This window comes from Curtobacterium sp. MCBA15_001, from assembly GCF_001864835.1.
Lineage (GTDB): Bacteria > Actinomycetota > Actinomycetes > Actinomycetales > Microbacteriaceae > Curtobacterium.
Genome location: NZ_MJGI01000025.1, coordinates 490,796 through 504,454 on the forward strand (window position 1 = coordinate 490,796; position 13,659 = coordinate 504,454).

General features: G+C 72.7%; 13 protein-coding genes and 1 tRNA gene. 4 read left to right on the plus strand and 10 right to left on the minus strand.

Annotated elements, in window-relative coordinates; translation table 11 throughout:
- Nucleotides 1–68: 68 nt before the first annotated feature.
- Genes BIU90_RS14210 through BIU90_RS14240 form a run of 7 tightly spaced genes read right to left on the minus strand, consistent with a single transcriptional unit; the run spans nt 69 to nt 8,555 of the window.
- Nucleotides 69–485, minus strand: a complete 417-nt coding sequence (locus BIU90_RS14210; protein WP_071300825.1) for an SIP domain-containing protein — start codon at nt 483–485, stop codon at nt 69–71.
- Between the two features lie 32 nt (nt 486–517).
- Nucleotides 518–1,216 (minus strand): TetR/AcrR family transcriptional regulator, encoded by a 699-nt coding sequence (locus tag BIU90_RS14215; protein WP_254787057.1) that lies wholly within the window; start codon nt 1,214–1,216, stop codon nt 518–520.
- Nucleotides 1,213–3,249, minus strand: coding sequence for a CocE/NonD family hydrolase (locus BIU90_RS14220; RefSeq protein ID WP_254787058.1), 2,037 nt, complete (start codon nt 3,247–3,249; stop codon nt 1,213–1,215). Before BIU90_RS14220 ends, BIU90_RS14215 begins: the two co-directional genes overlap by 4 nt.
- Nucleotides 3,246–5,030, minus strand: coding sequence for an ABC transporter ATP-binding protein (locus BIU90_RS14225; RefSeq protein WP_071300826.1), 1,785 nt, complete (start codon nt 5,028–5,030; stop codon nt 3,246–3,248). The genes BIU90_RS14220 and BIU90_RS14225 overlap by 4 nt, the downstream gene beginning before the upstream one ends.
- On the minus strand, nt 5,027–5,893 hold the full coding sequence (locus BIU90_RS14230; protein ID WP_071300827.1) for an ABC transporter permease: 867 nt from the start codon (nt 5,891–5,893) through the stop codon (nt 5,027–5,029). Before BIU90_RS14230 ends, BIU90_RS14225 begins: the two co-directional genes overlap by 4 nt.
- The gene (locus BIU90_RS14235) at nt 5,890–6,924 is read right to left on the minus strand and encodes an ABC transporter permease (protein ID WP_254787059.1); all 1,035 of its coding nucleotides are present in this window, start codon (nt 6,922–6,924) and stop codon (nt 5,890–5,892) included. The genes BIU90_RS14230 and BIU90_RS14235 overlap by 4 nt, the downstream gene beginning before the upstream one ends.
- Entirely contained in the window at nt 6,921–8,555 is a 1,635-nt protein-coding gene (locus BIU90_RS14240) for an ABC transporter substrate-binding protein (protein WP_083403967.1), read from the minus strand. Before BIU90_RS14240 ends, BIU90_RS14235 begins: the two co-directional genes overlap by 4 nt.
- Before the next feature lie 185 nt (nt 8,556–8,740).
- On the opposite strand from BIU90_RS14240, the gene BIU90_RS14245 reads away from it, so the two are divergent.
- From BIU90_RS14245 to BIU90_RS14255, 3 genes are read left to right on the plus strand one after another with little or no spacing between them, the layout of a single operon-like run.
- On the plus strand, nt 8,741–9,334 hold the full coding sequence (locus tag BIU90_RS14245; RefSeq protein ID WP_071300828.1) for a molybdopterin-dependent oxidoreductase: 594 nt from the start codon (nt 8,741–8,743) through the stop codon (nt 9,332–9,334).
- Nucleotides 9,331–10,134: a ferredoxin reductase gene (locus BIU90_RS14250; RefSeq protein WP_083403968.1), complete on the plus strand. Its 804-nt coding sequence runs from the start codon at nt 9,331–9,333 to the stop codon at nt 10,132–10,134. The genes BIU90_RS14245 and BIU90_RS14250 overlap by 4 nt, the downstream gene beginning before the upstream one ends.
- A complete protein-coding gene (locus BIU90_RS14255) occupies nt 10,134–10,388 on the plus strand; it encodes a DUF6510 family protein (RefSeq protein WP_071300829.1) in 255 nt (84 codons plus the stop codon). The genes BIU90_RS14250 and BIU90_RS14255 overlap by 1 nt, the downstream gene beginning before the upstream one ends.
- A 144-nt stretch (nt 10,389–10,532) precedes the next feature.
- On the opposite strand, the gene BIU90_RS14260 is transcribed toward BIU90_RS14255, so the two are convergent.
- A tRNA-Gly gene (locus BIU90_RS14260) sits at nt 10,533–10,604 on the minus strand.
- A gap of 123 nt (nt 10,605–10,727) precedes the next feature.
- Here BIU90_RS14260 and BIU90_RS14265 point away from each other — a divergent pair.
- Entirely contained in the window at nt 10,728–10,946 is a 219-nt protein-coding gene (locus tag BIU90_RS14265; RefSeq protein ID WP_071300830.1) for a hypothetical protein, read from the plus strand.
- Between the two features lie 27 nt (nt 10,947–10,973).
- On the opposite strand, the gene BIU90_RS14270 is transcribed toward BIU90_RS14265, so the two are convergent.
- Together BIU90_RS14270 and BIU90_RS14275 are read right to left on the minus strand one after the other, a co-directional pair.
- Nucleotides 10,974–11,657: a hypothetical protein gene (locus BIU90_RS14270; RefSeq protein ID WP_071300831.1), complete on the minus strand. Its 684-nt coding sequence runs from the start codon at nt 11,655–11,657 to the stop codon at nt 10,974–10,976.
- A gap of 82 nt (nt 11,658–11,739) precedes the next feature.
- On the minus strand, nt 11,740–13,611 hold the full coding sequence (locus BIU90_RS14275; protein WP_217640927.1) for a family 43 glycosylhydrolase: 1,872 nt from the start codon (nt 13,609–13,611) through the stop codon (nt 11,740–11,742).
- Between the last annotated feature and the right edge of the window lie 48 nt (nt 13,612–13,659).

A 13,659-nucleotide genomic window follows, 5' to 3' on the forward strand; every position in this document is an offset into this window, starting at 1 on the left:
GGATGGCTGTGTGGGGGTACAGGCAGGTGAACCGCGGTCGTCGGCTGGGTGAACGACTCCTCGGGCGACTACTCGCCGGACTCGACCTGGACCTGCTGCCCAGCGTCCGACAGCTCGAGCTGCACCGCGGCGCGGGCCTGGTCGATCCAGACGCTGTCCGAGCAGCCGATCCAGATGGTCGTGTGCGGTTCGCTGTCGGGACGGCACCACTCGGTCGCCCAGCCGATGACCGCAGCGGCGAGGGCTTCTCCGTGGTCGGCGAAGCAGAGCGGCGGGACGGCCGACGGGCGCTCGGTGCGGACCAGCCACGTCACGGTCACCCGCGGGGGTGCCGGCAGGATGCGGACCTGCTCGGCGAGGGCGACCTCGACGAACACCTGCCCGTACGCGGCGTCCGACAGACCGACGAGTCGGCGGTGGATCTCGGCGAGGTCCTCGACGGCACCGGCGAGCATCACGCGCTCACCAGGTCGTGCGTCCGACATCGCGATCCTCCACGGTTGACCCCGCTCCAACGCTAGGCCTGCACCGACGCGGGGACAAGTCCGAGTTGGTGCGCCAAGAACTCCCACATCCACGTGAGCGCGACCGTGTTCGTCAGCCCGGGGGCGTTCTGGGCGAGCTGCGTCGCGATGCCGTCGCTGTACGCGGCGGTCTTGAGCGCCACGGCGGACGGGTCGATGCCGTCCGACCCGCGGTCGAACGTGCCGTCCTCGACCCCGCGCCGGACCACGCGCACCAGGCACGCCTCCCACACCCGGATCCGTTCCGCGTACTCCTCGGCGACCTCCGGCCGACGGGCGACGGCGGTCCAGTAGTCCGACCAGATCCGCCAGTGCTGCCGGACCTGTTCGCTGTCGTCGAAGAGCGGCTCGACGAGCATCCGGAGCGCCTGCACCGGGTCGGGTTCGGCGTCGACGGCGACCACGATCGCCCCGTAGAAGCGCTCGGTCTCGAGCACGACGACCTCGTTGAGGATCTCCGCGACGCTGCCGAAGTGGTAGGTCACCGTCCCCACGGACACCCCGGCCTCGGCGGCGATGTCGCGCAGACCGGTCGCACCGAGCCCGTTCCGGACGATCACCACACGGGCGGCGCGGACGATCATGGCGCGACGGACCTCGGGGCGCTGGCGGGTGCGCGTCGGTCGCGCAGGAGCATCGTCCGCCGGGCCGCGCTCGTCACCGTCGCCGCGCCTCGCGTCGGGCCCGCTCACGCCGACGTCCTCGGCACGTCGTCGCGGAAGGTGTGTTCGGCGACCAGCTCCTCGGCGGCGTCGACCCCGTCGCGCGCCCAGGCACGCACGGTGTTCTCGACGTGGAACGTCTCCGCGGTGGCCGTGACCGTCGAGACGGTCTCCAGCCGTGCGGCCCACGAGTCGTGCGTCAACCCGATCGCCCAGCGGGAGTCCGCCCGCGCCGAGGTCGGGTCACCGGACCGGATCCGGTAGGTCTCGCGGGCGTCCTCGTCGAAGACCAGGCCGTCCGGGTAGACCCGGCCGCCGCCGTACCCCGGGTCGACGTCGAGGGTCCACTCCCCCGTCTCCACGTCGTGCGTGACCGTGCGTTGCGGCAGCGGCTCGGCAGGCTCGACGCGGGAGATCGCGAGCGGGGTCGACCGTTCCGGAGCGTCGAACGTGATCCCGTCGTCGGGGCCGCCCGTCCACACCGGCAGGGTGAGGGTGCTCGCGACGGGGTCCAGCACGATCGCGGTGGCCGTGCCGTGCGGCCACACCCACGGCCAGTACGCCGTCGACACCGCGAGCCGCAGCCGGTGCCCGGCCACGAACCGGTGCCCGGTCGCGACGAGTCGCACCGGCAGCACGGTCGACACCCCGGGCTCGAGCGGGTCGTCGTGGTCCATGCCGTTCCGTCGCGCGGCGTTCAGCACGCCCCGGGTGACGAGCGTGGAGCTCCCGTCCGGTGCCACGTCGCAGAGCCGGACCGTGACCGTCGCGCGGGGTGCGTCGGCGGTGACCGTCAGGTCGACCAGCACGTTCCCCAGCAGGTCGAACGCCGAGTCGACGGGCAGGTCGAAGCACACCGACCGACCGTCCTCGGCACGCTGGTCCGGGGGCAGGTCGGTCGCGTTGCCGAAGGGGAAGAAGCGTCCGGCGTCGGCGCCGGTCTCCTGGGGCGAGTCGACGACCACGGGACCGTCGCCACCGCCGCGCAGCACGTCCAGCCCGATCGTCCGGGGCGCGGTCTCCGCCGCGGGCCAGGTCGTCGCACCCACCCATCGTCCGGTCCGCTCGGCGTAGTACGTCGCGGGTGGCTCCGGGTCGTTGATCCAGGCGCGGAGGGCCGGGTCCTGTTCGACGCCGGTGTCGGTCCCCCGCAGCCACCGGTCCCACCAGCGCAGCGACTCCTGCAGGAAGCCGATGGACGGGCCCGGGGCGAGCCCGCGGTCCGGGTACTGGTGCGACCAGGGGCCGATGATGCCCCGGACGGGCGCGTCCACGTCACGGACCAGGCGCAGCACCGCGTCGCGGTAGGGGTCCGCCCAGCCGCCGACGGCGAGCACCGCGGCACGCACACGGCCGATGTCCTCGGTCGCGCTGCCGTGGCGCCAGTAGTCGTCGCGGGTCTGGTGCGCCAACCACACCGGCGTCATCGGCCGGGTCGCGGCGAGCCGTCCCCGCCAGGCAGCCACCCAGCCGTCGCCGACCACCTCGGGCCGTGGCGGGCGGGAGTTGAACGCGAACATCGTCGCGCCCCATGCGGCCATGTCGATGCCGAGCACCGCGCCACCGACGTAGTGCACGTCGTTGTCGTAGCGGTCGTCCGTCGAACACACGGTCACGATCGCGCGGAGGGCCTCGGGCGCTCGGGCGGCGAGCTGCAGCGCGTTGAACCCGCCCCACGAGATGCCGAACATCCCGACCGCGCCCGTCGACCACGGCTGCGCAGCCAGCCAGGCGATCACGGCCTCGCCGTCGCGGAGCTCCTGCTCGCTGTACTCGTCGTCGAACACCCCGTCGGACGAACCGGTGCCGCGGATGTCGACGCGGACCGAGGCGTAGCCGTGTGCGGCGTACCAGGGGTGGCGCTCGGAGTCGCGCGGCGCGGTCCAGTCGTCGAGCCGGTACGGCAGGTACTCCAGCAGCACGGGGACCGGGTCGTCCGACGTCGGTGCCCAGATCCGGGTGTGCAGGCGCACGCCGTCCGGCATCGGGATCCAGGTGTCGCGGACGGTCACCCCGTCCGGCAGGCCGTCCGGCAGCCCGATCGCGGTCAACCCCTCGTTCACGCGTCCTCCCAGTTCCTGATGTGGTGGCCGTCGCCGTGGTCGGTCCAGCCGGTCGTGTGACGCCAGTGCTGCACCCCGTCGTCGACGTCGGGCAGCTCGGTCGCCCCGGGCTCGAGCGTCGCCGCCAGCAGCGTCCGCGTGTAGGGGTGGTTCGGGCCGCGGAACACGCGCTCGGTCGGTCCGACCTCGACCATGCGGCCGCCGGTCATCACCGCCACCCGGTCGGCGACCCCGCGCACCACGGCGAGGTCGTGGCTGATGAACAGGCAGCTGAGGCCCTCGTCGCGCTGCAGGTCGGCCAGGAGCGCGAGGATCCCGGCCTGCACCTGCACGTCGAGCGCCGTGGTGATCTCGTCCGCGATCACCAGGCGCGGTCCGGCAGCCAGCGCGCGAGCGATCCCGACGCGCTGCCGCTGTCCGCCGGAGAGCTGCGCCGGCAGCCGGTCCGCGAACTCCGGTCCGAGGCCCACCTTCGTCAGCAGCTCCCCGACCCGGGCCGTCGAGGACGAGCCGGTGAACAGGCGGAGCGGCCGCGCCACGGCGGCACCCACCGTGCGACGCGGGTTCAGTGAGGTGTCGGCGTTCTGGAACACCAGTTGCACGGCCCGGCGCAGCTCGGGGCGCCGGCCGGCGACGGCGTCGCGCAGGTCGCCGCTGGTCCTGCCGTCGTCGTAGGTGAAGGTGCCCGACTCCGCGGGGACCAGGCCGGCCAGTGCGGTGGCCAGGGTCGACTTGCCGCTGCCGGACTCGCCGACCACGGCGAGGGTCTCGCGGGCACCGATCGTGAAGGAGACCCCGTCGACGGCGGCCGGCAGTCCGTGGGCGTACCGGACGACCAGGTCGCGCGCGTCGACGACGGGGCGGCCGTGACCGACGGGAGGCCCGGCTGTGGCGGGTACAGCGGTGACCGTCCCGCGGACGGTCGCGTCGGGACGGGGACGAGCCGCTCCTCCCGTCCGCGTCCCGTCCGGCACGGCGGCCAGCAGCCCTCGCGTGTACGGGTGCTGCGGGTCCGCGAACAGCGCCGCCGTCGGCCGGTGCTCGACGACCTCGCCGTTCCGCATCACCGCGATCTCGTCCGCCATCGCCGACACGACGCCGAGGTCGTGGCTGACCAGCAGGACGGCCATGCCGAGCTCGCGCCCGAGTGCAGCGACGAGGTCGAGGACCGCCGCCTGGGTGACGACGTCGAGGGCGGTCGTCGGCTCGTCGAGCACCAGGACGCGGGGTCGGGCGGCGACCGCCATCGCGATGGCGACGCGCTGCTGCTGCCCGCCGGAGAGCTGGTGCGGCCAGCGCCGGACGATGGTGTCCGGGTCGGGCAGCCGGACCAGGCGGACGAGCTCGGCGACGTGCTCCGGTCCGTCGGGCTCCCCGTGCGCACGGAGGGCCTCGCGGATCTGTTCGCCGACCCGCATCGAGGGCGTCAGCGCCTGCCCGGCGTTCTGGGCGACGACCGACGCGGTGCCGCCGCGCAGGGCACGGGTGGCCGCCGGCGACAGGCGGAACACGTCCTGTCCGCCGACGGTGACGGTCCCGCCGACGACGCGCGAGCCGGTGCGCAGGTGCGCGAGCAGGGTGCGGGCGACGGTCGACTTCCCGCTGCCGGACTCGCCGACGAGTCCGAGGGTGCGACCGGCCGGGATCGCGAACGAGACCCCGCGGACGACCGACACCTCGGAGCGACCGGCTGCGTACGAGATCGACAGGTCCTCGACCCGGACCGGAGCGTCGTCCACGGGGGTCGCGGTGGCGGTGTTCGTGCTGGTGGACGTCGTCACGGGGTTGCTCCCTGCGTGGCACGGTCGACGCCGAGCGACTTGCTCAGCCCGTCCGCGGCCAGGTTGAGGCCGACCACGAGCGTCGCCAGTGCCACGATGGGCGCCAGCGTGCCGAGCGGCACGACGGTGAGGGCGGTGCGGTTCTCCTGCACCATGAGGCCCCAGTCGGGTGTCGGCGGGTTCGCACCGAAGCCGAGGAACGACAGCGAGGCGACCAGGAGCACGATCCAGGACGCGCGCATGGCGTACTCGACCAGGACCACGTCGAGCACGTTCGGCAGGATCTCGCGGAACACGATCGACAGCGGCTTCTCACCCCGGGCACGTGCCGCGGTGACGTAGTCCTGCGTGATGACGGTCCGGGCGGCACCCCGCACGACGCGGGTCACGGCCGGGGCGTAGACGATCGTCACCGCGAGCACGATGACCCACAGCCCCGCGTCGAAGACCGTCACGACGACCAGCAGCGCCAGGATCGACGGCACGCTGAGCAGGGCGTCGACGACGCGCATGACGACTTCGTCGAACCAGTTGTCCGCGTACGCGGTGACGGCGCCGAGGACGGTGCCGACCGCGACGGCGATCGTGGTCGCCAGGAACGTGACCAGCAGCGCGTAGCGACCGCCGTTCAGGGTGCGGGAGAGGATGTCCCGGCCGTACTGGTCGGTGCCGAGCCAGTGGCTCCACTCGGGTCCGGCGAGGACGTTCCGCGCATCGGTCGCCACGGGGTCGTGTCCGGCGATCAGCGGTGCGGCGATCGCGAGCACGAGGTGCAGCGCGATGAGCCCGAGCCCGACGGACAGGGCCGTCGAGGTGCGGAGGGGCGCGGCGACGGTGCGCACACGCAGGGCGATGGCCGTCATGCGGCAGTCCTCTCAGGGGTGCGCCGGTCCGCGCGGGAGCCGGGTCGGCGGCCGCCCGGCGGGCGGACCCGTGTGCGTCGCTGCCGGGTGCGGAGCCGGGGGTCGAGCGCCAGGGCCACCAGGTCGGCGGCCAGGTTGCAGACGACGTAGACGACGGCGCTCAGCAGCGCGATCGCCTCGATGGTCGGCAGGTCGCGGTTGAAGACGGACTCGAGCATGAGCTTGCCCATGCCCGGGTAGTTGAAGACGTTCTCGACGACGACCACGCCGCCGAGCAGCCACGCGACGTTGAGCGCGACGACGTTGAGCGTCGGCAGGAGTGCGCTCGGCACGGCGTGCTTCCAGACCACGCGGCGCAGGGTCAGGCCCTTGAGCTCGGCCGTCGTGACGAACTCGGACGCCATCACGTCGATCGTCGACGACCGCGCGGTCCGCACGATGTACGCGGCCATCGCGAGGGTCAGGACGATGATCGGCAGCCAGATCGTCGGCAGGAGCTCACCGACCGTGGCGTCCGCACCCCGCAGCACGACGGCGGGGAACAGCGGGACACCGATCGCGAAGAGCAGCACCAGGACGGTCGCGACCATGAACTCCGGCACGCTCATCACGACCAGGCTGACGATCGAGATCACCCGGTCCGCCGGTCGGCCGCGCCGCACCCCGGCGACGACGCCGAGCGTCAGTGACGTCGTGACCCCGACGAGCATCGCGGGCACGGCGATCAGCATGCTGTTCCGGAAGGCCGTGAAGAGCGTCGGAGCGACCGGTTCCCCGCTGACGAGCGAGGTGCCGAAGTCACCGTGGGCAGCGCCGACCAGCCACTGGCCGTAGCGGACCCACACGTTCTGGTCGAGGCCGAGCGTCTTCCGGAGCTGCGCGACGGCGTCCGGCGTGGCGTTCTGCCCGAGCAGCTGCTGGGCGACGTCTCCGGGGAGCGCCTGCACGGCCAGGAAGACGAACAACGAGGCGAGCACCACCGTGAGCAGGGCGATCCCCACGCGGCGCAGGACGGGCAGCAGGACGGTCATCGGCGCAGTCCGATCTGCAGGTAGTCGAACTCGAACCCGAACTCGGCGTAGTTGACCACGTCGCGCGACAGCCCGACCAGGCGGTCGCCGAACATCGGGGTCATGTCGGCGCCGTCCTGCACCACGAGCCGCTGGGCGTCCTGGTAGAGCGTCAGCCGCTTGGCGTCGTCCATCTCGGCACGGGCCTGGTCGAGCAGCGTGTCGAACGCGGGGTTCGACCAGGCGCTCTCGTTGTACGACGAGCCGGTGCGGAAGATCTGGTTGAGCAGCTGGTCGATCGGCCGGCCGGTGAACCAGTAGCTCACCATGAGCGGCTTCTGCATCCAGATCTGCGTGTAGTAGGAGTCCGACGACGCGTTCTCGATCCGCAGGTCGATGCCGGCCTCGGCGACCTGGTCGCGGTAGGCGACCGCCAGGGGCGTGAAGACCGACTCGTAGCTCGACGTGTAGATCGAGGTGGCGAGTCCGTCCCGTCCGGCCTGCTTGAGCAGGCTCCTGGCCTTGTCCGGGTCGTGCTCGCGCGGGACGTCGAGGAACGCCGCGAGCTGCGGCGGCACCGGGTTGTCCCAGCCGGGCGACCCGGTCCCCTGCAGCGCCGTCTGCACGATCGCCTTCGGGTCGTACGCCAGCTTCATGGCCTGTCGGACGCGGTTGTCCGAGAACTCGGCGCTCGTCGCGAGCATCGGGATCGTGTACCACTGGGCGTTCACCGAGCGGGCGACCGTGGCCCGGTCGGACGCGGCGACGACCCGGGCCGTGGCGAAGTCGAGGTTCGTCTGCGAGATCAGGTCGATCTGCCCGGCGAGCAGGGCGTTGACGCGGGCGGTGGTGTCCTGGATGGAGAAGAAGTCGATCCCGTCGAGCGCGGGGCGACCGGCGAAGTGGTCCTCGAAGGCCTCGACGCTGCCGGCGCCGGCCGGGGTGAACGACGACAGCCGGAACGGTCCCGTGCCGATCCCGGTCCGACCGATCGACCCGATCGCCGACGCGGGCACGATGTAGCACTGGTACGCGGTCAGCAGCGAGGGGAACTCGGCGTTCGGCTTCATCAGGTCGAAGCGCAGGGTGTGCTGGTCGAGTGCGCGCATCGAGTCCGCCGTCATCACCTCGCCGAGCACCCCGGCCTGGGGTGACCCCGTCGCCTCGTCGAGGATGTGCCGGATGCTGGCGATCGCGTCGTCGGCCCCGAAGCGGGAACCGTCGTGGAACCGGACGCCCGTGCGCAGGCGGAAGGTCCAGACGGTGCCGTCGGCGTTCGCGGACCACTCCTCGGCCAGGTCGGGCACCGTCGTGCCGGACTCGTCCAGCCGGACGAGCCGGTTGTACAGCGCGCCGAGGTACTCGTACGCCGACAGGGAGCTGGCTGAGTCGAGCGTCTCGGCGGCGGAGGCGGCCGGCCGGGCGATGCGGAGCCGACCGCCGCGTCGGGCGGGCCCGGTCGCGGCCTGGTCGGGCAGGTCGGTGGCGCCGGCGCTGGCACCGGAGCTGCACCCGGTCAGGGTGAGGAGCCCCAGGCCGGCGAGCCCGGCGGCCCCGGTCAGGAGTGCGCGGCGGCTGGGACCTGCGCGGCCGGGACCTGCGCGGTGCGGACCGCGGGCCGGGTCTTCAGGGTGGTGGACGACGTGCTGCATTCGGGGTGACCCCTCCTGGTAATCGTTCCGGTGAACGATAGAGGGATTCTCGGCCGGTGGCGAACTCCGGGACGTCCCGGACGGCACTCTTCACGAACTCGTTACACACGGGCGAGCGTCGACGGGGCCATGATCGGGGCAGGAGCGAGAGCCACGTCGCACCACCCGACGAGCAGGAGACACCCATGGCGACCTTCACCCGCGGGTTCGGCGGACGCCGCCGCGACCAGGACGACGCGCGAATCCCCCCGGGACAGACCCTCGTGCACGACTGGCCGGTGCTGTCGGCCGGTGCCACGCCGGACATCGCCCCGACCGACTGGACGTTCTCGATCCGCACCGAGACCGGCCTGACGACGTGGACCTGGGACGAGGTGCAGGCGCTCGGCGTGCAGGACGTGACCGTCGACATCCACTGCGTCACGCACTGGAGCAAGCTCGACATGCCCTGGCGCGGGGTCCCCCTCGACGCGCTGTTCGCCGAGGTCGAGACCGCCCTCGACTTCTGCATGGTGCACAGCACCGGCGGCTACACGACGAACGTGCCGCTCGAGGACCTGCTCGACGGCAAGGCGTGGATCGCGTTCGAGGCCGACGGCGAGCCCCTGGAGCCCGAGCACGGCGGCCCCGCTCGGCTCCTGGTCCCCCACCTGTACTTCTGGAAGAGCGCGAAGTGGGTGCGCGGCATCGTCATGCAGGCGGACGACGAGCCTGGGTTCTGGGAGAACGCCGGCTACCACCTGCACGGGGACCCGTGGAAGGAGGAACGGTACTGGTGAGCGGGCAGCTCACGACCGACGACGCCGGCCTGGAGGCCCGGGTCGCCCCCGCCCCGCCGGCGCCACCACGGCGGCGTCCTGCCTGGCACGACGCCACGGTCGCCGCCCTCGCGCCGGAGACCCCGAACGCCCGCCGGATCGTCCTCGACGTCCCGACCTGGCCCGGCAACGACGCCGGGCAGCACCTCGACCTCCGCCTGACCGCGGAGGACGGCTACCAGGCCACCCGCTCGTACTCGATCGCGTCGTCGGGGGACGGCACCCGCGTGACGTTGGCGGTCGACCGGGTCGACGACGGCGAGGTCTCCCCGTTCCTGGTCGACGCGGTCGAGGTCGGCGACGACCTCGAGGTGCACGGGCCGCTCGGCGGCTGGTTCGTCTGGCGCCCGACCGGGTCAGAGCGTCCGGTGCAGCTGATCGCAGGCGGGTCCGGGATCGTCCCCCTGGTGGCGATGGTGGACGCGCACGCGGCGGCCGAGGACCTGCAGCCCTTCCGCCTGCTGTACGCGGTCCGGGCCCCCGAGGACGTCTTCTTCCGGACCGAGCTCGACGCGGCGCAGCGGGCGACGGCGCCGTTCGACCTGACCACGGTGTACAGCCGACGGGCGCCGGTCGGTACCGGGATCCCGGCGGGACGTCTGACCCGCGCGACGCTGGCGGACGCGGTGCTGCCGCCGGAGGCCGGTGCCCTGGTCTACGTCTGCGGGTCGACGCCCTTCGTCGAGCAGGTGCTGACCTGGCTCGGGGAGCTGGGGCACGACACGCGGGACGTCCGCGCGGAACGGTTCGGAGGCAGCTGATGACGACGGTCCTCGACGGCAACGCCCTGGCCGGTGACCTGACCGACGTCCTGGGCCCGGATGCCACGAGTGCGCGGCTGCGGTGCCGGGGGTGCGGCTCGATGGGCGTGCTCGGCGCGGCGCGGGTCCACCGCACGGCGATGGGCTCGGTCGCCCGGTGTCGCGGGTGCGACACCGTCCTCGTCACGGTGGTCATCAACGGGCCGCATCGATGGGTCGGCCTGCCCGGGGTCCGCGTGACGTCCCCGGCCTGAGCCCCGGGAACCACGACGGCCCCGGGAAGCTCGACGGCCCCGGGAAGCTCGACGGCCCCGGGAAGCTCGACGGCCCCGGAGACCACGACAGCCTCGACCGAGGTCGAGGCTGTCGTGAGGGCCGGGTGGAGCCGGTTGTTCCCGAGCGGATGACGAGATTCGAACTCGCGACCCTCACCTTGGCAAGGTGATGCGCTACCACTGCGCCACATCCGCATCGCACGACCTGACGACCGTGCTGCGGTCCAGTGTACCCGGCTCCCCGGGGCTCCGCTGACCGACGGCCGGTTCCGGGCGTGTCCGCGGCCGTCCGCAGCGCGAACGAGTTCACTGGAGGTCATGAGCGAGTTCGTGAAGGAAGTCCCCGACGACCACCCCGACGAACCCGATGCCCACGGCGTCGACCTGGTGGACGGCGACGAGCCCGCCGTGCGCATCCTGGTCCGCGGCGAACTGCCGGACACCCTCGACCACGACGGGCGGACCTGGCGGATGACGGACGAGACGCACGACGCCGGAGACGCTCCGGCGATCCGGGTGTTCCGACCCGTCGACTGACGCGCAGCCGATCGGGCTGTCCCCTCGTCAGCCGACCGGCTTGGCCACGACGTCGTGCCGCACCCCGGCCGCGACCGCCACGGCCTGCGCCCGGTCCTGCAGCTCGGCGCCCTGCAGGTGCTTCGCGAAGCCGATCACCGTGCGGTACACGGGCAGGTCGACGGTGGTCCACTGCCCGTTGTCGACGGTCACCCGGAGCGCGTCGACCTTGCCGAACCGGTACCGTCCCGCGGCGGACGTCTCGCCGCTCCCGACGCTCTGGACCACGTCGCGCGGCAGCCCGAGCACGAGGCGGGGCGTGCTGCCCCCGACGTAGATCCCGATGCCGTTCCGGTCCGCGACCGCCGTGGCGTGTCCACGACGCGGCACGGCGTCCGTCAGGGCGACGTTGAGCATCGCCGCCGTGCGGCGCAGGTCGGTGGCGACGTCGTTCTGCAGCAGGACGGGGACGAGGACCGCGCCCGGGTGCTGCTGCGCCAGGGCGGCCTCACGGCGGCGGGTCGTGGCGTTCTGCACCGCCAACACGATCTCGATGACCGCGAAGATGCCGACCGCGTAGAGCGCGACCGAGCCGATGACCGCGGGCGTCGACATGCCGTCCTCGTGCTCGCGCCACGCCAGGTACCCGAACCGCAGCACCAGGTAGGCCCCGACCACCGCCATCCCGATGAGTCCGCCGCGCCGCCGACCGGATCCGTTCTCGTTCCCCATCCGGCCAACCCTAGGGCTGCGGCGTCGACACCCGGTCGAGCCTGCGTGTCCTCTCACGCCGCCCGATGCCGCGCTCGACGCCTCAGCCGCGCACTGACACCACCGTGCTCACACGCAGCTCGTCGAACGTGCTCGTGAACCCGACGCCACCGAGCGAGATGAGCCCGATGCGCGGGGAGTCACCGAGGTCGGCCGTCCAGGTGCCGCCGCGGACGAAGTGCCGACCGTCAGCGCTGGTGTACGCCGTGTACTGGTCCTGGCCCCCGACGACCCGGTGCACGATCCGGAGCGTCGTGGTGTCCCCGACCGGGCCGACGACCATGTTGCCGTAGGTCGGAGCGCCGGCTGGCTGCGTGGAGTCCTGCGTGCCGAACTCCGTCTGCCGCGTGTCGAAGATCGAGTTCGACACGAGCCGGACGTAGTCGCCGTCGGAGCCGTACACGATGAGGCCGCCCTGCACGTAGTTGTACACACCGTCCCCACTCGCCGGGGTGTCGACCGCGACCGTGGTCTGGACGACCCAGTCACCACGGGGCGCCGGTTCGGAGAGCACGGACGCCAGCGGGGTCGCCGGCGGATGCAGGTCCGCTGCCTGTGTCTGCCAGCGGAACGCCCCGCCACTGACCGACCACGTCGAGGGGTCCGGCTGCCGGGTCCAGGTGAGCTGAGGCGGCAGGGCGTCGCCGTCGAAGGAGGTCGACGCGGAGCGGAGCAGGCGTCCGGGCACGTCCACCGGTGCCGTCGTCGGCCGGTACATCGCCCGCTCCCCCGGCTGCGCGACGGGTCCGGGCTGCACGCTGTCGGACGGGCCGGCACCACCACGGACCGAGGGCCAACCGCCCTGCCAGTCCAGCGGGTCGATGAGCACCGGACGCTTCGTGTACCCGGGCTGGCCCGCGTAGTACGGGTCGGTGCGGTCCACCGCGTGGTAGATGATCCAGTCCTGCCCGGCGAAGTCCGTGACGACCGTGTCGTGCCCGGTCCCGACCCAGCGGTTGCCGTTCTGCGCGAGCAGGGGCGTCCCGCCGACCCGAGTGCTCGTGATCGACACCCCGTCCTGGTCCAGGAACGGTCCGAGGGGGCTGCGTGACCGCGCCACGAACACGCCGTACCCGGTCAGCGCGCCGTTGCAGCAGTTCGTGGCCGAGCCCATGAACCACCACCAGCCGTCGTGCTGCATCAGGTACGCGCCCTCGTAGCGGTTGTCGATCGCGATGAGGCGCTCACTCGCCGGGTCGGAGCGCAGGCCGTCACGGCTGAGGGTCCGGACGTGCACGCCGCCGAAGTAGCTGCCGAAGTACACGTACGTGGTCCCGCGGTCGGTGATGACCTCGGGGTCGAACTCCCACCGCTGCCCGGTGCCGTTCGGCGCTGCCTGCGGAGCCACCACCGGCCCGCCCGAGTCCGTCCACGGCCCGGTCGGGCTGCTGCTCGTCGCGACGCCGACCGCCGACCCACCGCCGATCGGCGCACCCGCACCCGGGGTGTCCGACGCGGCGTAGTACAGGAACCAGCGGCCGTTCCGAGAGACCACGTCGGGCGCCCAGATGCCGTTCGCGGCACCGACCCACGCCGGCTTGGTCGTGAAGGCATCGCCCACGTACGTCCAGTGCGTCAGGTCGGTCGAGCGGTAGGTCGGGACGACGTGCTGCACCAGCGTGCCGTCGGGGGCCAGCTCCGTCGCGGTCAGCGCGTCCGACGTGCAGTACAGGTACCAGTTGCGGTCGCGGCCGACACCGTGGACCGCGCTCGGGTCGGCGCAGCTCGCCGCCGTCTGCCCGTCCGGCAGGGCCAGCGCCATCGGGTTCTGGTGCGTCGGCGCGAGGGCCCCGCCCCGGCCCGTGGTCGCGGCCGCCGGCGCGGTCACTGTGGGGGCGGCGACCGCCGGGAGGCCCGGTGTCAGTCCCAGGACCAGCGTCGCCACGGTGGTCAGGACGGTCAGTGCTCGGCGCACGGCATCTCGCTCTCGTCGTTGAGGCGTCACCGCACGTCCCCGACGTCG